This is a genomic window from Streptomyces sp. NPDC054783 (assembly GCF_053611725.1).
In genome coordinates, this window is sequence record NZ_JBSHAY010000009.1 from 17,047 (window position 1) to 33,933 (window position 16,887).

The window sequence follows — 16,887 nt, forward strand, 5'->3', positions numbered from 1 at the left end:
TCCGAGCAGGCCCGGGCGCTGAACGAGGCCACCCGCGACGGCGCGGGACCCACGAGGAGCGGCCGGCGCTCGGCGAGCTCCTGGCCCAGGAGGTGCAGACCCGGCAGGGGGCGCTCGCCGCCGAGGTACTCGCCGCCCTGCGGCCACTGGCGTTGTCCGCGCCCGATGCGGGAGACCATCCGCGCCCGATGCGGGAGATCACGATCCGACGCAGAGGATCAGCGTCCGGCGAAACCCTGGTCCGACGGAACCACCTCACGCCCGAGCGGCATGAGCGAGATCGGGATGAGCTTCAGATTCGCCCAGCCGAAAGGGATCCCGATGATCGACAGGAACAGCGGGATGCTCGTGATCAGGTGGGCCAGTGCCAGCCACCATCCCGCGAAGACCACCCAGAGCACGTTGCCGATGAAGGAGGCGGCCCCCGCGTCCGGCCGTTCCACGGTGGTCCTCCCGAACGGCCACAGGACGAAGCCGGCGATGCGCAGCGACGCGATGCCGAACGGGATGGTGACGATCAGGACGAAGCAGATCAGGGCAGCGATGAGATAACCGATCGCCATCCAGAAGCCGCAGAAGACGAGCCACAGGATGTTGAGCAGCAGGTTGAACACCTTCATGATCGGTACCTCTCCAGGTTTCTCCGTCGGCATGCCTGCTGCCACAAGTATCAGCGCCTCAGGCGTTCGGGCATGACCGCAGCACCTTTGTGGCTTGATCGGGAACGTCCAGGAACGTTCGGGAACGGTCCGTCTACGGCGTCACTCGGTGCGTCGTCGCCGCGCCCACCGTCGTACGCCGTAGGCCGCCGCCCCCACCGCGAGCACGCCCGCCCCCACGGACACCGAGACGGCGGGCAGCGCGAACGCCAGCGTGGCGCAGCCCAGCAGGCCCACCACGGGCACCGCGCGGGCCGACGGGGCCGGACTCAGGGTCCAGGCGGAGGCGTTGGCGACGGCGTAGTAGGCGAGCACGCCGAAGGAGGAGAAGCCGATCGCGCCGCGCACGTCGACCGTCGCGGCCAGTACGGCGACCACCGCGCCCACGGCGAGCTCCGCCCGGTGCGGCACCTGGAACCGCGGATGCACGGCCGCCAGCGCCCCCGGCAGATGGCCGTCCCGGGCCATGGCGAGCGACGTACGGGAGACGCCGAGGACCAGCGCGAGCAGCGAGCCGAGCGCCGCCACCGCCGCCCCGGCCCGCACCACCGGCACCAGCCCCGGCGCTCCGGCCGCCCGTACCGCGTCGGCCAGCGGTGCCGCCGCATGCCCGAGTCCGTCCGCACCGAGGACGGCGAGCACCGCGACGGCCACGCACGCGTACACGACGAGTGCGATCCCCAGGGCCAGCGGGATCGCACGCGGAATGGTGCGCGCCGGATCCCGTACCTCCTCCCCGAGGGTCGCGATCCGTGCGTACCCGGCGAAGGCGAAGAACAGCAGCCCCGCCGCCTGGAGCACCCCGCCCGCGCCCGACGACAGCCCGATGTCCAGCCGTCCGGCGTCGGCCTGCCCGGAGGCCAGGCACACGACCACCACGGCTGCGAGGACGGCCAGCACCACCGCCACGATCACGCGCGTCAGCCACGCCGACTTCTGGATCCCGCCGTAGTTCAGGGCCGTCAGGGCGACCACGGCTGCGACCGCCACCGCGTGCGCCTGCCCCGGCCACACGTAGGCGCCCACGGTGAGCGCCATGGCCGCGCAGGACGCGGTCTTGCCGACCACGAAAGCCCAGCCCGCGAGATAGCCCCAGAAAGGGCCCAGCCGTTCCCGTCCGTACACGTACGTCCCGCCGGAGGCCGGATAACGGGCGGCCAGCCGGGCCGAGGACATGGCGTTGCAGTAGGCCACTACCGCGGCGAGCGCCAGCCCGGGCAGCAGCCCCGATCCGGCCGAGCGCGCGGCCGGCCCCAGGGCCGAGAACACGCCGGCCCCGACCATCGAGCCGAGACCGACGACCACGGCGTCGCGCACGCCGAGAGTGCGTCGCAGCGCGGTGCTGGAAGCTGTCATGCGCCGCACCCTACTGACCGCCGGAACCGGGTGGTGGACCGTCGGCGTCCTCCTCGTCAACAGGCCGCGAACACGCGGTCAAGAGGCAGTGAACCGCGCGACGACAGCACGGAAGGGCGGGCACCGCTCGGGGGCGCCCACCTTCCGTGCTGTCGCGGATGTCCGGCTGGTGTGCCGTCGGTTCCTACCAGTGCCCCACCGGTGTCCTGCCGGTGGTGTCCTGGCGGTTCCTACCGGTAGTTCACGAACTGCAGCGCGAAGTCGAAGTCCTTGCCCTTCAGCAACGCGATCACGGCCTGCAGGTCGTCCCGGCTCTTGGAGGAGACGCGCAGCTCGTCACCCTGGACCTGGGCCTTCACGCCCTTCGGGCCCTCGTCGCGAATGATCTTCGCCACCTTCTTCGCGTTCTCCTGGGAGATGCCCTCCTCGATCGAAGCGAAGATCTTGTACTCCTTGCCGGACAGCTGGGGCTCGCCCGCGTCCAGCGCCTTCAGCGAGATACCGCGCTTGATCAGCTTGGACTGGAAGACGTCGAGGACAGCCTTCACCCGGTCCTCGGAGTTCGCCTCCATGAGGATCTTGTCCCCGGACCACGAGATCGAGGCACCCACGCCCTTGAAGTCGTAGCGCTGCGAGATCTCCTTGGCGGCCTGGTTGAGGGCGTTGTCGACCTCCTGCCGCTCGACCTTCGAGACGATGTCGAAACTGGAGTCGGCCATGTCCTGTGGCTCCTTGTATCGGGGTGCGTATCGGGTGCGTATCGATGCGTGCCGGCGTGCGCGGCGGCGGCCTCCGGGCCCGGCGTGACACCGGGCCGCATCCGCACCAGCCTAGCCATCCCGCGAGCCGAGGGGCGGAGATCAACCGGGTGGCGAAGCACCCCCGTGTATCGGGTATCGTTTACGTCGTCGCCAGGGGGCACCGCCGAAAAGCGGTTCGATCTGGTGGCCACCCCGGCGGTGTGCCCGAGCGGCCAAAGGGAGCAGACTGTAAATCTGCCGGCTTCGCCTTCCCAGGTTCGAATCCTGGCGCCGCCACACGGGAACAAGGGCCCGGTGACCTGCGATAACAGCAGGTCACCGGGCCCTTGTCGTATCCGTGGGTGATCACCGGACTGTCTCACGCTGTCTCGCGTTCGAACGCCCCATCTCGATGTGTGTGGCCGGAGCGTGGACGGGATTTCTGGCCCGTCACCCGGCCTGCTTCAGGCGAGCGGAGATCCTTGGCGTTGGCCGCCTCGTCGCCGTCCCGGAGGAACGTGGCGTACAGCCGGAAAACGTGGCGTACAGCCGGAAGAGGACCGCCACACTGTGGCCGGCGCGCTCCGCCACGAGCCGAGGCTCCACCCCGGGGCTGAGCCAGGTGGACACCGCAGCGTGGCGAAGGCCATACGGTCGCTTGGCCAACGCCGATCTGTACTCGCCCGGAGTCACGGCCCGTGAGCGGGCCTCCGCCCAGACCTCTCCGTAGCCGGTGTCCTGTGCGAGTCCGCCCCGCAGGGTCTGGAACACGCGGCCGTCCGGGGCAGTGCCGTACGCGGTGAGATGCCACCGCAGCACGGCGACCAGTTCGAGTGGGATCGGCACTTGACGGACGGCTCGCCGGGGCAGATCACAGTCACGGCGACGCAGCCCGATGACTTCGGCCGGCCGGACTGCCGCGTAGTAAGTCCTCCGGATCAAGCCCGCTGCCTGCGGTTTCTTCGCCGATGGGGGCCTTGTCGCGGAGCGGGGCCGTCTGCTTGTCCGGCCTCACAGGATCGGGCCGCGCTCGTCGGTCTCGCTAGCCGCGCTGAGGCCCGTGTGCTCACGGATCACTCTCTCCACGGCGTCGGGATCGTCCGGGGTGATGAACGGACGTACGCCCCGGCCGATGTCGAGGATGAGCCCAATGCTCTTTCCCGGCCGTTGTGGGTCCAGGTTCGTCCAGTACAGCGGGTTCGCGGTCCCCCAGATGCGTCCCCTTCCCGTGAAGACGCTCATCGTGACGCGGCGGACCGAGCGGATCGTCGCGTAGGGAATGTGCTTCGTCCCCCAGGGGAAGTAGTAGCCGCGGATCCGAAGGGCCTCGGGCGTGCATTCGATCCAGCGGTCCAGGTATGTACGAGGCATGGGAAATCTCCTCCAGTGGCAGAAGGGCATTGGGGCGGTGCGGGTGAGCCGCATACTCTGCGTAAGCCCGTGTCTCAAGTAGGCCGCGGCCGTCGCATTGCGTCATGACACCGCTCTTCGTGGCTCGGCACGCGGAACGGTCGCTCCAATTGCTTCGGGAGACGACTGTGCGAACGCGTGAAAAGGTCGGCGTTTTCTCTCTTCGGACATTCGACGATCTGGCTGGAGGCGTGACGGCTGGACCGCTCGCTCACTCCGTGCCGCCCCCCGCGTTTGGTCCCAGATCAGGCCTGGGGTATCTCCGCCATATCTTCCGATGGCTGGTTGTAGCGGCCGTCGGGGTCAGGGTAGTTGCAGCCACGGTCGGTGGTCTGGCAGTTGTTGGATCCGTTGTCATACGGGGGTGGTGTTACCGGTGGCTGGTTGTAGCGGCCGTCGGGATCAGGGTAATTGCAGCCGCGGTCGGTGGTCTCGCAGTTGGGAGTACCGGCGCGGGAGTTGCCCTCGCTCGAACCATTGCTGTGGCCGTGGTGACCGCGAGTCGCTGACGTCGTGGTTGCGGTGTGCGACGTCGCAGGGGCGGCGAATGCACCGGCGGGCACCAGAGCGCCTCCCGCGGCCAAGGCGGTTGAGGCGGCAAGTATCGTAAGGCGCTGCGTACGGGTGGTGCGGATCATGGAAATTCTCCTCCAGTGAGAAGCAATGATGGATTGTTGAATGGCCCTGGCAATGCACGGGTACTTCGCCGGGGCGTGTGTCAGGTAAATGGCGCGGTCGGAATTGTTCCGGACGGCGCGGACGACCATCTACTCCGTGTCAACCACGTCTCAATTAAGGCCCCAGCGCTCGATTCCTGTCACGTCGCGGAATCTCGGGGCTTGACAGATGGCGGCGGGCCCTCCATTCGAGACGTCGCCCCCGCTGTTGCTGCTTCCTGAAGACTGACGCCGTACCGGGGATTAGGAACTGCCGGACGACGAAAGCCAGGAGGTCATGGAGACGATCGCGGCAGCTTTGGTCGGGCGTGGAGCGTCTCGCGTCGTCCCATGAAGAGAAGCAACTTCGCTTTTTGCCGGGTCATCGGCGTCGAAGCCGGCCCGCTGTACATCTGTCGGCTCAGCCTTCCCAGGTTCGAATCCTGGCGCCGCCACACGGGAAAGAGAGCCCCGTGACCTGCGGGAGCGGGTCACGGGGCTCTCGTCGTTGACCGTCAGTGGAACTTGGCGACCATGCCCGCCTCGTAGTCGCCGGCGGGCTGCTGGGTGATGACGTTTCCGCGGTTGAAGGCGTTGATGACGGCGATCTGGGCCACCAGGTCGGCGAGTTGGTCCTCGTCGTAGTACTTGGCCGCGTTCGCCCAGACCTCGTCCGGGACACCGCCGGCCGCGTCGGCGATGCGGGTGCCCTGCTCCGTCAGTTCCAGCGCGGCGCGCTCGGCGTCGGTGAAGACCTTGGCCTCGCGCCAGGCGGCGACCAGGTGGAGGCGTACGGCGGTCTCCCCGGCCGCGGTGGCCTCCTTGGTGTGCATGTCGATGCATCCCGCACAACCGTTGATCTGGCTGGCGCGGAGCATCATCAGTCCGCGCGTCGAGGCCGGCACGGTCGACTCCGACAGTGCCATGCCCGCGGCGATGAGGTGCTTCATGGCCTTGGCCGCGACCGGGGCGGCCATGACGTTCAGACGAGCTTCCACGGTGTACTCCTGGGTGGGTTGCCGGTGTGTACGCCCTCCGCGTACGCCCTCTTGGACAGAGCGGCCCCGTGCCCTGTGACAAGGATGGATGTGACCTGCGCCTCGACCCGCCTCAACGCATCCCAACGGCGGAGAACGGTTTCACGCGGACCCCGTTCGGTCGCATCCCGCTGGTCGCACTTCCGGGTCCCTTCACTAGAATCGAACATGTGAACGATGACCGTCCCCTGACGCGTCTCGACATGCTGCGTTTCGCCCGCCGCGTCGTCGAACATCAGGCCGCGCGGCAGCTCGCCCTGATGGACCGGTGGATCGCGGACGAAGAACGCCGGGAGGCCGAACGGCAGCACCGCCTCGCCGCCCGGCAGGCCGCTCCGGACTGGCTGATCGAACGCGGCCTGAATGGCCGCACCGCGGTGTACGTCCACGTCGGCGGCTGTACGAGCGCCGGCGGGCGTGCCAAGGGGGTCGGCCGGGACCAGGCCGTACGTGCCCTCACCGAAGGAGGAGTCGCCGCATGCCCGCTGTGCCGCCCCGACACCACGCTGGGAATACTGGAATGACCGGTCCGGGTGCGGACCCGGGTGGTCCGGACGATGCTGGAGCCATGCCCGGGAAACGACCCATCATCGTGCACCTGCCGTCCCCGACCGGCGGCCGCCGGGTCCGGGTGGACGGCGAGATCCTCGGCCTGGCGCACAACGTGGGGGACCTTGTGGAGTTCCTGCGCCGCGCTGGGCTGGAGATCGAGCCGGAGCAGGTGGCCGAGTCGCCGCTGATCGACTGGCGCGGGGTGGGCCCCGACCGCTGGGAGGCCGAGACCCGCACCTGACCGCGGTGTAGCGTCGGCGCCGGCGCGGGCACACTGACGGCATGTCCTCCCGACGCAGAGCCTGTCCTGTGTGCCGCCGCGACATCGCCGTGGTCGCGGGCCGCTACGCGCGGCACGACCCGCCCGGGGCGCGGGAGAACGGGGAACTCGTCTCCTGCGTGGGGTCGCGGCAGCAGGCGCAACCCGGGGCCGTCCAGCCGGCGTTGGACGGGTACGCCGCACCGGAGTTTCCCGGGCAGTTGCCTCTGTTCTGAGTCACTGAGAGACGGAGGGGCGGCTTGCTCGTGCTGGGGGACGCGGGGGACCTGACGGAGCGGCAGGCCGGCGGTGACGGTGACGAGGGCGTGGTGGCGGGCCCTTCCGTTCAACGGCCGGTGGCCGGCCTCAGTTCCCGGCCACCGACTTCACCGCCACCGACACCGGCGTCGATCCGCTGATCAGCTCCAGCGTCAGGCCGGTCGTCGCCGGGGTGTCCACCAACTCCGCGAGTACGGCCGCCACATCATCCCGGGGGATCGCGCCGCGCCCGGTGTGCGCCTCCAGACGGACCTGACCGGTGCCGGCGTCGTCCGTCAGCGAGCCGGGGCGCAGGACCGTCCAGTCCAGGGCCTCCTGGCGGGTGACGTACGCGTCCGCCTCGCCCTTGGCGCGCAGGTACGCGTCGAAGACACCGTCGCCCTGGTGCGCGGGATCCGCGCCCATCGAGGACACGACCAGGAAGCGACGCACGCGCGCGCGAACGGCCGCGTCCGCGAAGAGCACCGCCGCGCCCCTGTCCACCGTCTCCTTGCGGGCCGCCCCGCTGCCCGGGCCCGCGCCGGCCGCGAAGACCGCCGCGTCGGCGCCCTGCAGGTGCGCCGCGACCTCCTCCACGGAGGCGGACTCCAGGTCGAGCAGCACCGGTTCGGCGCCGGCCTCCCGCAGATCGTCGCCCTGTTGGGACCTGCGGATGATCCCCGCCACCTCGTCCCCGCGCGCGGAGAGCAGGCGCTCCAGCCGCAGCGCGATCTGACCATGACCCCCAGCGATGACAATGCGCATGAATCCGACCGTACGCCGGACGGGGCGCATCCGCCCCGTGAGTTGACCGGCGTGGCATGCCCGCGCCGGCACCCGCCCTCCGGCACCCGCCCTGCAAAACGAATGGGCACACGCTGGCGCGCACGCCCATTCACGCACCCCCGGGTTTCTGGGCGCCCACCCCAGGCCCCCAGGCGCCCACCCGAGACCGCGTGCCCTTCACGACAACGCGCCCCGCCCCTGTCGCGGCAACCCGAGTTCGGCCGTGGCCGCCGAGTTGCAGTACTCGCGTACCGCGCTCGTGCGGGCCACCACCCGGCCCCGGTGGACCACGATCCGGCTGTAGGCCAGGGACAGGGCGCCGGACAGGCGGTTCCCGCGTACGGCGAGGAGGTCGGCGGGGAAGCCGGCCTCCACGCGTACCTCCGGCAGGCCCAGTGTCGCGCGGGCCGAGGTGCTGACGGCGTCGTAGGCGTCCTCCGGGCGCAGGCCGTGGGCGGAGGCGAGGAGGTAGGCCGCCTCCAGGGGGTCACCCCGGCCGACGGGGTTGGAGGCGTCGCGCAGGGCGCCGCTGCCGGCCGACACCCGCACCCCGGCCGCGCGCAGCAGCCGTACCGGAGCGGCGCCCCGGCGGTCGGTTCCGCAGCAGCCGCCCTGGGGCAGGCACACCACCGTCACACCGGCCGCCGCGAGCTGGTCGGCCGCGCGGGAGGCGGCCTCGGTGGGCAGCCGCGCGAGACCGGCGCACGGCCCGATCGTCACGCCGGGGCGCAGGCCCCCGGCCATGGCCGCGAGCCGGGACAACCGGGCGGGGTCGGAGGCGTCCGTGTGCAGGTCCACCGGGCAGCCGTGCTCGGAGGCGACCTCCAGGACGGTCTCCACATAGCCCGTGGGATCGGGGTCCAGGTCGGGACAGCCGCCCACCACCGAGGCGCCCATCTTGAGCGCGTCGCGCAGCATCGCCAGCCCGTCGGCCCCGGCCACACCGGTCAGCAGCCGTGGCATCGCCACCGTCGTCAGCTCGGCGAGTCCCCGCAGCGAGCGCCGCGCCTGCAGGACGGCGCCCAGCGCGCCGAGCCCCTGCACATCGCCCACGCGCACGTGCGTGCGTGCCGCCGTCGCCCCGTGCCCGAGCTGCAGCAGGGCCGCCTCGGTCGCCCGGCGCTGGACGTCCTCGGAGGCGTACGACGCCGGGCCGGGGCGCTCGGCGGACAGCGCGGTGTCTCCGTGGGCGTGCGGCTCGGCCGGGGCCGGCAGGAGCAGGTAGCCGCTCAGGTCCACGCGCGTGGCGCCCGTCCGCGCGGGTCCCGCCGCCAGACTGCCGGCCGTGCCCACCGCCTCGATGCGCCCGCCGCCCAGCCTTACGTCCACCGTCCGGCCGTCGGTGAGCCGCGCCCCGCACAGCAGCAGGGCGGCCGGGGCGGACTTGCCCGAGGAACCCGAGTTCGACGGTGGGTGGGGCTGCGGCTGGCTGTCGGGCATCGCGCTCCAGGATCGGTGCCGGGGGCTCGGGCGGGCCCGCGTGAGACACCGGGGCCCGGGCCCCAAGATCACGCAGAGCGAGTCGAGCCTAGGGTGGCGAGCCGCGCCGGGCGTGCAGGAGCGCAATAGTCGTACCGGCGTGGTCCGCCCTTGGCGGTACGCATGTCGCCCACCCGCGTGGACCCTGCTCTCTCCGCCGACGCCCCCGTGCGCGTGCACCGTTTGTGGCGCTCGGCGGCCCTGCTGCCCTTGGCGACACCTCCTGCCTCTCGGGCCCGCCCTGGGCCCGATGAGGCCGCTGCGCGCCCTGGGCCGGGGGTGGTCGCGGGCTGCCTGATACGGATTTGGGTGAACGGCGGCGGACCGTGTAATGTCTTCATCGCTCGCCCCAATAGCTCAGTCGGCAGAGCGTCTCCATGGTAAGGAGAAGGTCAACGGTTCGATTCCGTTTTGGGGCTCTGGTGTGAGAGGTTCCCGTCGAAAGGCGGGGTCCGATCGCATCACAGCGGTGTAGCTCAGTCGGTAGAGCAAGCGGCTCATAATCGCTGTGTCACCGGTTCAAGTCCGGTCACCGCTACTGACAGTAGCCGATTGCGGGGTCGGTCCTTCGATCGGCTACTCTTTCTTGCGTTGAATTTAGTCCATCCGTTCGTCTTAGGAGCACTCACGTGGCTGCCACCGACGTCCGCCCGAAGATCACGCTGGCCTGCGTGGAGTGCAAGGAGCGGAACTACATCACCAAGAAGAACCGGCGTAACAACCCGGATCGTCTTGAGATGAAGAAGCACTGCCCGCGTTGCAACGCGCACACCGCGCACCGCGAAACGCGATAAACAGGCTCGTCCGCGAGGCCGTCCCCTTCCGAGGGGGCGGCCTCGCGGCGTTTCACCGCTTCACCGGCGCTCCGGCTTCACCCGCGCTCCGGCGGCCGGGGCCTCGCCGTCCCCCCGCGCGTTCCCCGGCGTGGATTCCGGCTAATTTGGGGCCATCACAGCAGACATCAGGAGGTGCCGGGCCATGGCGCTCGACCAGTCCTTCGTGGGACGGACCTACCCGCCCACCACGCCCTATGAGGTGGGCCGGGAGAAGATCCGCGAGTTCGCCGAGGCGGTGGGCGAGACCAACCCGGTCTACACGGACCCGGAGGCCGCGAAGGCGTCCGGTCATTCCGACGTGATCGCCCCGCCGACATTTGTGTTCGCCATCACCTTCCCGGCCGCGGGACAGATCGTCGAGGACCCGCAGCTCGGTCTCGACTACAGCCGCGTGGTGCACGGCGACCAGAAGTTTGCCTACAGCCGTCCCGTGCGCGCCGGCGACCGGCTCACGGTCACCTCCAGCATCGAGGGGATCAAGTCCCTCGCGGGCAACGACATCCTGGACATCCGCGGTGAGGTGCACGACGAGGCCGGCGAGCACGTCGTGACCGCCTGGACCAAGCTCGTGGCCCGCGCGGCCGAGGGGACGTGAGGACCTGATGACGGCGAAGATCGCGTACGACGACGTCGAGGTCGGCACCGAACTGCCGGCGCAGACCTTCCCCGTGACCCGCGCCACGCTCGTGCGTTACGCGGGTGCCTCCGGGGACTTCAACCCGATCCACTGGAACGAGAAGTTCGCCAAGGAGGTCGGCCTGCCGGACGTCATCGCGCACGGCATGTTCACCATGGCCGAGGCGATCCGCGTGGTCACCGACTGGACCGGGGACCCCGGCGCGGTCGTGGAATACGGTGTCCGCTTCACCAAGCCCGTCGTCGTACCGAACGACGACAAGGGCGCGCTGATCGAGGTCAGCGGCAAGGTCGCGGCGAAGCTGGACGACAACACCGTGCGCGTGGACCTGATGGCGACCAGCGACGGCCAGAAGGTGCTGGGCATGTCCCGGGCGGTCGTACGGCTGGCCTGACGGCTCCACCGGAACCGGTGACGTAAGGGGCGTCCTCCCTGGTGGGGCGCCCCTTACGCGTATCTCGGTCGGCATGGGCTTGCCAAGTTAGTGATTGAGTACTAACTTACTTCTCATGGTCAGGATGAGTGCAGAGGAGCGACGCGAGAGCGTGATTCGCGCGGCGATCACGGAGTTCGCGCAGAAGGGCTACTACGGCACTTCCACGGAGGCGATCGCGAGCCGCGTGGGCGTGTCGCAGCCGTACCTCTTCCGGCTCTTCGCAGGCAAGAAGGCGATGTTCTCCGCCGCGTCGCTGCGCTGTGTGGAGGACACCTGCCGGGTCTTCGAGGAGGCGGCAGCGGGGTTGGCGGGCGAGGAGGCCCTGCACGCCATGGCGAACGCCTATGTGCGGTTGATCACGGAGCAGCCCGAGCGGCTGCAGATGCAGATGCAGACGTACATCACGGTCGCGGCGGCCGAGGCGGAGGGTGACCACGAGTTCGGCGAGGCCGTAAGGGCCTCCTGGATGAAGCTCTGGAACACCGTTCACCTGCCGCTGGGGGCGGACGACAACGAGACCACGACCTTCCTGGCGTACGGGATGCTCATCAACACCCTCACGGCCATGGGGTTTCCGTCGGAGCACCGGGTCTGGCAGGGGATGTATCCGTCGGCCCGGATCACCGGCCGGCTGGAGAAGTAGCGGAACGAGGCGGGTTGTCCCGCCTCTTTTCCTGCCCACGAAAGTTAGTCATCAATAACTAACTAGATAGCCCTCTGGGGGAGAGATGTCACAGCACACCGGGACGAGCGCGGGGCGCGGAAGCGCCGCCTGGGCCCTCGTCATCACCAGCGTCGCCGGCTTCATGGCGGCCCTCGACAACCTCGTCGTCACCACCGCCCTGCCCTCCATCCGCAAGGACCTCGGAGGTGCGCTGGACGACCTCGAGTGGACCGTGAGCGCCTACACGCTCACCTTCGCCGTCCTGCTGATGTTCGGCGCGGCGCTCGGCGACCGCTTCGGGCGCCGTCGGCTCTTCATCGCCGGACTCGCGGTCTTCACCGGCGCCTCCGCCGCCGCGGCCATGGCCCCCGGCATCGGCTCCCTGATCGCGGCCCGCGCGGTCCAGGGCGTCGGCGCGGCCGTGATGATGCCGCTGACGCTGACCCTGCTCACCGCGGCCGTGCCCGCCGCCAAACGCGGGATGATGTACGGCATCTGGGGCGCCGTCAACGGGCTCGCCGTCGCCTCCGGGCCGCTCATCGGCGGCAGCCTCACCGAGCACGTGTCCTGGCACTGGATCTTCTGGCTGAACGTGCCGCTCGGCCTGATCACGCTGCCGCTCGCCCGTCTCCGCCTCACCGAGTCCTACGGCACCGGCGCCCGGCTCGACGTCCCCGGCACCTTGCTCGCCAGCGGCGGCCTCTTCGGGATCGTCTACGGCCTGGTCCGCGGCCCCGCCGACGGCTGGACCGACACCGTGGTCCTCACCTCGCTGTTCGCGGGCGGCGCGCTGCTGACCGGGTTCGTCCTGTACAGCTCCCGCGCGGCCAACCCCATGCTGCCGATGCGGCTGTTCCGGTCCCGCGCCTTCTCCGGCATCAACGCGGCCAGCCTGCTGATGTTCGTCGGCATGTTCGGCTCGATCTTCCTGCTCAGCCAGTACATGCAGGGCGTGCTCGGCTACTCGCCCACCGAGGCGGGCCTCAGGATGCTGCCCTGGACCGGGATGCCGATGCTCGTCGCGCCGATCGCCGGGATCCTCTCCGACCGCATCGGCGGCCGTCCGGTCGTCGCCGCGGGCCTGTTCCTGCAGGCCGCCGGCCTCGGCTACATGGCCGCCGTCGCCACCGCGGACGCCTCCTACGCCGCCCAGCTGCCCGCCCTGGTCATCAGCGGGATCGGCATGGCCCTGTACTTCGCCCCGGCCGCCAACCTGGTGATGTCCAGCGTCCGCCCGCAGGAGCAGGGCATCGCCTCCGGCGCCAACAACGCGCTGCGTGAGGTGGGCGGGGCGCTCGGCATCGCGGTGATGTCGTCGATCTTCTCCGCACAGGGCGGCTACGAGAGCGCACAGAGCTTCGTCGACGGCCTGCGGCCCGCCCTGGTCACCGGCTCGGCGGTGGTCGCCCTCGCCGCGGTCGCGGCCTTGGTGATCCCGGCCCGGCGCAGCGCCGCCCGCCTCGCCCTCGCGGGGGACCGGCAGACGCCCGTGACTGCCCTGGAGGCGGCTGCCGCCGAGGCTCCCGCGCCGGAGACCACCGCCCCGGAGACCACCGCGCCGACGACCACCGCGCCGGAGACCGCCGCCGCGGTGACCAGCGCCGTGAAGAGCACCGCCGTGAAGAGCACCGCCCGCTGAGGCCCGGACCTCGAGCCTCGCCTCGCCCACCGAAGGAGTTCGCGATGCCCGCTCTCCCCGCTCTTCCGTGGATCGTGCCGAATACCCCGCCGCAGGACGCCGAGGTGCACGTCTTCGCCTAGCGCTTCGAGACCCGTTCCCTGTGGGGCGCCCTCCGCTTCCTCGCCCGCACCCCGGCCGTGTGGCGGCAGGTCGGCAAGGCCCCCGGCGCGTACGGGGCCTCCCTCAAGGCACAGCCCCTGCGACGGACCTTCTGGACGCTGTCCGCCTGGGAGTCCGCCGACGCGCTGAAGGCCTTCGCCCGCTCCGGTGCCCACCGGCCCGCCTCCCGCGGGCTGGCCTCCCAGATGCGCGACGTCGCGTTCGCCACCTGGCAGACCACCAGCGACCAACTGCCGGTGAGCTGGGGGGAGGCGGAGCGGCGGCTCACGTAGACCGTCGGCAGGCAGTCACGGTACGTCGCCTACGCGCGCGTGGCCTTCGAGAGGAGCCACGCGCGCGTGTAGGTGCGTTGGGGGTTCACGGGCGCGTGCCCCTGTGCAGTCGTTCACGCGCGCGTGCATGCCTGTCGGCGCGTGCGGGTTGGCGGGGAGCGGCTGGGCGAGGTCGGCGTCGGACCAAAGCCTCGCGGTGCGAGGGCCGTTCCGGCCGACCCGCGCGGGGCAGGACCGAAAGTCCCACCGCACCGCACCGCACCGCACCGCCGCTCTCGGCGACCCATGGAGAGGCCGGCCGGGATCGGAGGTGGCACAGTGCCAACGCCGCCCCGTCGCCCCGATTCCGGCCGGCCGACGGAGAAGCCCCGTCCCAGCCGGTGGAGGAGCCCGCCGTTGCCTGCCCAGCCGAATGAGGAGCCCAGTGCCCGCCCAGCCGGGCGAGGCCTCCCACTTCGGCCCGGCATGGCGCGGAACCGCGGCCGCGCCCACCGGCGCCGCCGTCGACCCGGATCTGTGCCGCGAGGCAAGGCGCTCCTGCCGTCCCGCCACAGTGCCGTGACCGCCGCCCGCGGGGATGCGGGGCCGACGGAGCCGTCTCGTAGTCTTGGGCCCGTGCAGGTACTCCACGACGCCCCTCTTGCCCCGTTGACCACCTTCCGGCTGGGCGGCCCCGCGACGCGGCTGGTCACTGCGGTGACCGACGCCGAGGTGATCGCCGCCGTCCGTGAGGCCGACGACAGCGGGACGCCGCTGCTGGTCGTCGGCGGTGGATCGAACCTGGTCATCGGCGACAAGGGCTTCGACGGCACCGCCCTGCGCATCGCCACGCGCGGTGTGGAGCTGCGCGGCACGACGCTGGAGCTGGCGGCCGGCGAGGTGTGGACGGACGCCGTCGCCCGCACGGTCGAGGCCGGGCTCGCCGGCGTCGAGTGCCTGGCCGGCATCCCCGGGTCCGCGGGCGCCACGCCGATCCAGAACGTGGGCGCCTACGGCCAGGAGGTTTCCTCCACCATCACCGAGGTCATCGCCTACGACCGGCGCGCCGGCGAGACCGTCACGCTGACGAACGAGGAGTGCGCCTTCTCGTACCGCCACAGCCGCTTCAAGGCCGACCCCGAGCGCTACGTCGTGCTGCGCGTCCGCTTCGAGCTGGAGGACGCGGGCAGGCTCTCCGCACCCGTCAAGTACGCCGAGGCGGCCCGCGCGCTCGGCGTCGAACCGGGGGACCGGGTGCCGCTGGCCGACGCCCGCGAGACCGTGCTGAAGCTGCGCGCCGGTAAGGGCATGGTGCTCGACCCCGAGGACCACGACACGTGGTCCGCCGGGTCCTTCTTCACCAACCCGATCCTCACCGACGAGCAGTTCGCCGCGTTCCGCGCGCGCGTGGGCGAGCGGCTGGGCGACGGCGTGGAGCCGCCCGCCTACCCGGCGGGGCAGGGCCGTACGAAGACCTCCGCGGCCTGGCTGATCGACAAGGCGGGTTTCACCAAGGGCTACGGCACCGGACCGGCCCGCATCTCCACCAAGCACACCCTCGCCCTCACCAACCGGGGCGACGCCACCACCGAGGACCTGCTGGCCCTGGCCCGCGAGGTGGTCGCCGGCGTCCGCGAGGCCTTCGGCATCACGCTGGTCAACGAGCCGGTGACGGTCGGCGTCAACCTCTGACGGCACGAACGGCAGTGGCCTAGTACGCCACCCCCACCCCCTGCTTCACCGTCCCCGCGTCGTCGATCATCGCCAGCATCGCGTGCGCCACGTCGGCGCGTGCGATGAAACGGCCCTGGCGCGGGAAGCCGCCGACGGTGGTGCGGTAGCGGCCGGTGAGCGGCTTGTTCTGCAGGCGCGGCGGCCGTACGGAGGTCCAGTCCGTGCCGCTGCGGGCCAGCTCGGCCTCCATCCCGCGCAGATCGGTGTAGACGTCCTTCAGGACGGCCGACACCAGGCCGCGCATCGCACGGTCCAGCGCGCCGTCTCGCTCGGGGGCGGGGCCGACGGGACCGGCGCTGACCACGAGCAGCCGTCGTACGTCCTCCGCCTCCATGGCGCGCAGCACCGTACGGGTCAGCCGGGTGGCGACCCCGGCGTCCTTGCGGCTGCGCGCGCCCAGGCCGGAGAGGACCGCGTCCCGGCCCCGGACGGCGGTGCGCAGTTCCTCGGGGTCGGTGAGGTCGGCGCGGAACACCTGCAGCGTGTCCCCCGTGACGTCGAGCCGGGCCGGATCGCGGACCACGGCCGTCACCCGGTGGCCGGCGTCGAGCGCCTGGCGCACGATCTCCCGGCCGATGCCGCCGGTGGCGCCGAAAACGGTGAGGTTCATGAGTGCTCCCGTACTCGGGACTGGTGGGTGAGTGTTCACTCACCCCTGCTCCCCCTAGAGTGGGTAAGCACTCACCCACCCGTCAAGCCCGATTGGACTCCCATGGAGCCGAAGCCGGCGCGTGTCCGCATCCTCGACGCCGCCCACGAGCTCATGCTCACCGTCGGACTCGCCCGGGCCACCACCAAGGAGATCGCCCGCGCGGCCGGCTGCTCCGAAGCGGCCCTCTACAAGTACTTCGACAGCAAGGAGGACCTGTTCGTGCGCGTCCTCGCCGAGCGGCTGCCCCGGCTCACGCCCCTCCTCAACAGCCTCGCCGCACAACCGGGACAGGACACCCTGGAGGGCAACCTCACCGAGATCGCCCGCCAGGCCGCCCTCTTCTACGAGCAGAGCTTCCCGATCGCCGCCTCCCTGTACGCCGAGACCCAGCTCAAACGGCGCCACGACGACGCCCTGCGCACGCTCGGCTCCGGCCCGCACCGGCCCATCCAGGACCTGGACGCCTACCTGCGCGCGGAACAGGCCGTCGGCCGGGTCCGCGCCGACGCCGACACCTTTGCGGCCGCCTCCCTGCTGCTGGGCGCCTGCGCGCAGCGCGCCTTCGCCTACGACGCGACCGACACGGGGGAGCGGCCGTCGGTCGACGCGTTCGCCGCGCGGCTCGCGCGGACGCTGCTGGGCGGAATCTCCGTTGCGCCGCCCTCAGCGTGAGTATCACGCTGA

19 protein-coding genes, 3 tRNA genes and 1 pseudogene are annotated in these 16,887 nt (G+C 71.0%); 14 read left to right on the forward strand and 9 right to left on the reverse strand.

The annotated features are described in order from the left end of the window. Positions 1-218: 218 nt before the first annotated feature. The 3 genes from ACWGJ5_RS17700 to ACWGJ5_RS17710 form a co-directional block, all read right to left on the reverse strand. Entirely contained in the window at positions 219-620 is a 402-nt protein-coding gene (locus ACWGJ5_RS17700) for a YccF domain-containing protein (RefSeq protein ID WP_453310622.1), read from the reverse strand. Between the two features lie 141 nt (positions 621-761). Then, positions 762-2,015, reverse strand: coding sequence for an APC family permease (locus tag ACWGJ5_RS17705; RefSeq protein WP_453310623.1), 1,254 nt, complete (start codon positions 2,013-2,015; stop codon positions 762-764). A 230-nt stretch (positions 2,016-2,245) separates the two neighbouring features. Next, complete coding sequence (locus ACWGJ5_RS17710; protein ID WP_019756392.1) at positions 2,246-2,734, reverse strand: YajQ family cyclic di-GMP-binding protein; 489 nt, start codon at positions 2,732-2,734, stop codon at positions 2,246-2,248. A gap of 236 nt (positions 2,735-2,970) precedes the next feature. Between ACWGJ5_RS17710 and ACWGJ5_RS17715 the strand changes: the two genes are divergently transcribed. Beyond that, positions 2,971-3,052: transfer RNA gene (locus ACWGJ5_RS17715), tRNA-Tyr, on the forward strand. Between the two features lie 714 nt (positions 3,053-3,766). Here ACWGJ5_RS17715 and ACWGJ5_RS17720 read toward each other — a convergent pair. The 3 genes from ACWGJ5_RS17720 to ACWGJ5_RS17730 form a co-directional block, all read right to left on the reverse strand. Continuing rightward, entirely contained in the window at positions 3,767-4,126 is a 360-nt protein-coding gene (locus ACWGJ5_RS17720; RefSeq protein ID WP_453310624.1) for a hypothetical protein, read from the reverse strand. 284 nt (positions 4,127-4,410) lie between these two features. Next, positions 4,411-4,803: a hypothetical protein gene (locus tag ACWGJ5_RS17725; protein WP_453310625.1), complete on the reverse strand. Its 393-nt coding sequence runs from the start codon at positions 4,801-4,803 to the stop codon at positions 4,411-4,413. 533 nt (positions 4,804-5,336) lie between these two features. Continuing rightward, on the reverse strand, positions 5,337-5,819 hold the full coding sequence (locus ACWGJ5_RS17730; RefSeq protein WP_453310626.1) for a carboxymuconolactone decarboxylase family protein: 483 nt from the start codon (positions 5,817-5,819) through the stop codon (positions 5,337-5,339). Positions 5,820-6,028: 209 nt separating this feature from the next. Here ACWGJ5_RS17730 and ACWGJ5_RS17735 point away from each other — a divergent pair, with 209 nt between their 5' ends. The 3 genes from ACWGJ5_RS17735 to ACWGJ5_RS17745 are packed head-to-tail and all read left to right on the forward strand — an operon-like array spanning position 6,029 to position 6,905. Beyond that, complete coding sequence (locus tag ACWGJ5_RS17735; RefSeq protein ID WP_453310627.1) at positions 6,029-6,382, forward strand: DUF6233 domain-containing protein; 354 nt, start codon at positions 6,029-6,031, stop codon at positions 6,380-6,382. A 44-nt stretch (positions 6,383-6,426) separates the two neighbouring features. Then, entirely contained in the window at positions 6,427-6,651 is a 225-nt protein-coding gene (locus ACWGJ5_RS17740; protein ID WP_228621255.1) for a hypothetical protein, read from the forward strand. A gap of 41 nt (positions 6,652-6,692) precedes the next feature. Next, positions 6,693-6,905, forward strand: coding sequence for a hypothetical protein (locus ACWGJ5_RS17745; protein WP_453310628.1), 213 nt, complete (start codon positions 6,693-6,695; stop codon positions 6,903-6,905). A gap of 130 nt (positions 6,906-7,035) precedes the next feature. Here the strand turns inward: ACWGJ5_RS17745 and ACWGJ5_RS17750 are convergent, their stop codons facing one another. Continuing rightward, on the reverse strand, positions 7,036-7,692 hold the full coding sequence (locus tag ACWGJ5_RS17750; protein ID WP_453310629.1) for an SDR family oxidoreductase: 657 nt from the start codon (positions 7,690-7,692) through the stop codon (positions 7,036-7,038). 198 nt (positions 7,693-7,890) lie between these two features. Then, complete coding sequence (locus tag ACWGJ5_RS17755; protein WP_453310630.1) at positions 7,891-9,153, reverse strand: amidohydrolase family protein; 1,263 nt, start codon at positions 9,151-9,153, stop codon at positions 7,891-7,893. A gap of 385 nt (positions 9,154-9,538) precedes the next feature. Here ACWGJ5_RS17755 and ACWGJ5_RS17760 point away from each other — a divergent pair. From ACWGJ5_RS17760 to ACWGJ5_RS17800, 9 genes and pseudogenes are all read left to right on the forward strand, one after another. Beyond that, positions 9,539-9,611 (forward strand) — tRNA-Thr (locus ACWGJ5_RS17760). A gap of 46 nt (positions 9,612-9,657) precedes the next feature. Next, positions 9,658-9,730: transfer RNA gene (locus tag ACWGJ5_RS17765), tRNA-Met, on the forward strand. 91 nt (positions 9,731-9,821) lie between these two features. Next, the gene (gene rpmG / locus ACWGJ5_RS17770) at positions 9,822-9,986 is read left to right on the forward strand and encodes a 50S ribosomal protein L33 (protein ID WP_003948671.1); all 165 of its coding nucleotides are present in this window, start codon (positions 9,822-9,824) and stop codon (positions 9,984-9,986) included. A 184-nt stretch (positions 9,987-10,170) separates the two neighbouring features. After that, positions 10,171-10,623, forward strand: a complete 453-nt coding sequence (locus ACWGJ5_RS17775; protein ID WP_453310631.1) for an FAS1-like dehydratase domain-containing protein — start codon at positions 10,171-10,173, stop codon at positions 10,621-10,623. Positions 10,624-10,630: 7 nt separating this feature from the next. Continuing rightward, positions 10,631-11,059: a MaoC family dehydratase gene (locus ACWGJ5_RS17780; protein ID WP_453310632.1), complete on the forward strand. Its 429-nt coding sequence runs from the start codon at positions 10,631-10,633 to the stop codon at positions 11,057-11,059. Positions 11,060-11,174: 115 nt separating this feature from the next. Further along, positions 11,175-11,744: a TetR/AcrR family transcriptional regulator gene (locus ACWGJ5_RS17785; RefSeq protein ID WP_453310633.1), complete on the forward strand. Its 570-nt coding sequence runs from the start codon at positions 11,175-11,177 to the stop codon at positions 11,742-11,744. 85 nt (positions 11,745-11,829) lie between these two features. Further along, positions 11,830-13,404, forward strand: coding sequence for a DHA2 family efflux MFS transporter permease subunit (locus ACWGJ5_RS17790; protein ID WP_453310634.1), 1,575 nt, complete (start codon positions 11,830-11,832; stop codon positions 13,402-13,404). 44 nt (positions 13,405-13,448) lie between these two features. Continuing rightward, positions 13,449-13,838: pseudogene (locus ACWGJ5_RS17795) on the forward strand (DUF3291 domain-containing protein). A 615-nt stretch (positions 13,839-14,453) separates the two neighbouring features. Further along, positions 14,454-15,509, forward strand: coding sequence for a UDP-N-acetylmuramate dehydrogenase (locus ACWGJ5_RS17800; RefSeq protein WP_453310635.1), 1,056 nt, complete (start codon positions 14,454-14,456; stop codon positions 15,507-15,509). 19 nt (positions 15,510-15,528) lie between these two features. On the opposite strand, the gene ACWGJ5_RS17805 is transcribed toward ACWGJ5_RS17800, so the two are convergent. After that, complete coding sequence (locus ACWGJ5_RS17805) at positions 15,529-16,161, reverse strand: NAD(P)-dependent oxidoreductase (RefSeq protein ID WP_453310636.1); 633 nt, start codon at positions 16,159-16,161, stop codon at positions 15,529-15,531. Positions 16,162-16,263: 102 nt separating this feature from the next. Here ACWGJ5_RS17805 and ACWGJ5_RS17810 point away from each other — a divergent pair, with 102 nt between their 5' ends. Then, on the forward strand, positions 16,264-16,875 hold the full coding sequence (locus ACWGJ5_RS17810) for a TetR/AcrR family transcriptional regulator (RefSeq protein ID WP_453310637.1): 612 nt from the start codon (positions 16,264-16,266) through the stop codon (positions 16,873-16,875). Positions 16,876-16,887 lie beyond the last annotated feature (12 nt).

Excerpts from the sequence above, each read along its gene's own strand:
- ACWGJ5_RS17700 (WP_453310622.1), bottom strand. The coding sequence starts at position 620 with ATGAAGGTGTTCAACCTGCTGCTCAACATCCTGTGGCTCGTCTTCTGC.
- ACWGJ5_RS17705 (WP_453310623.1), bottom strand. The coding sequence starts at position 2,015 with ATGACAGCTTCCAGCACCGCGCTGCGACGCACTCTCGGCGTGCGCGAC.
- ACWGJ5_RS17710 (WP_019756392.1), bottom strand. The coding sequence starts at position 2,734 with ATGGCCGACTCCAGTTTCGACATCGTCTCGAAGGTCGAGCGGCAGGAG.
- ACWGJ5_RS17720 (WP_453310624.1), bottom strand. The coding sequence starts at position 4,126 with ATGCCTCGTACATACCTGGACCGCTGGATCGAATGCACGCCCGAGGCC.
- ACWGJ5_RS17725 (WP_453310625.1), bottom strand. The coding sequence starts at position 4,803 with ATGATCCGCACCACCCGTACGCAGCGCCTTACGATACTTGCCGCCTCA.
- ACWGJ5_RS17740 (WP_228621255.1), top strand. The coding sequence starts at position 6,427 with ATGCCCGGGAAACGACCCATCATCGTGCACCTGCCGTCCCCGACCGGC.
- ACWGJ5_RS17745 (WP_453310628.1), top strand. The coding sequence starts at position 6,693 with ATGTCCTCCCGACGCAGAGCCTGTCCTGTGTGCCGCCGCGACATCGCC.
- ACWGJ5_RS17750 (WP_453310629.1), bottom strand. The coding sequence starts at position 7,692 with ATGCGCATTGTCATCGCTGGGGGTCATGGTCAGATCGCGCTGCGGCTG.
- ACWGJ5_RS17755 (WP_453310630.1), bottom strand. The coding sequence starts at position 9,153 with ATGCCCGACAGCCAGCCGCAGCCCCACCCACCGTCGAACTCGGGTTCC.
- ACWGJ5_RS17775 (WP_453310631.1), top strand. The coding sequence starts at position 10,171 with ATGGCGCTCGACCAGTCCTTCGTGGGACGGACCTACCCGCCCACCACG.
- ACWGJ5_RS17780 (WP_453310632.1), top strand. The coding sequence starts at position 10,631 with ATGACGGCGAAGATCGCGTACGACGACGTCGAGGTCGGCACCGAACTG.
- ACWGJ5_RS17785 (WP_453310633.1), top strand. The coding sequence starts at position 11,175 with ATGGTCAGGATGAGTGCAGAGGAGCGACGCGAGAGCGTGATTCGCGCG.
- ACWGJ5_RS17790 (WP_453310634.1), top strand. The coding sequence starts at position 11,830 with ATGTCACAGCACACCGGGACGAGCGCGGGGCGCGGAAGCGCCGCCTGG.
- ACWGJ5_RS17805 (WP_453310636.1), bottom strand. The coding sequence starts at position 16,161 with ATGAACCTCACCGTTTTCGGCGCCACCGGCGGCATCGGCCGGGAGATC.
- ACWGJ5_RS17810 (WP_453310637.1), top strand. The coding sequence starts at position 16,264 with ATGGAGCCGAAGCCGGCGCGTGTCCGCATCCTCGACGCCGCCCACGAG.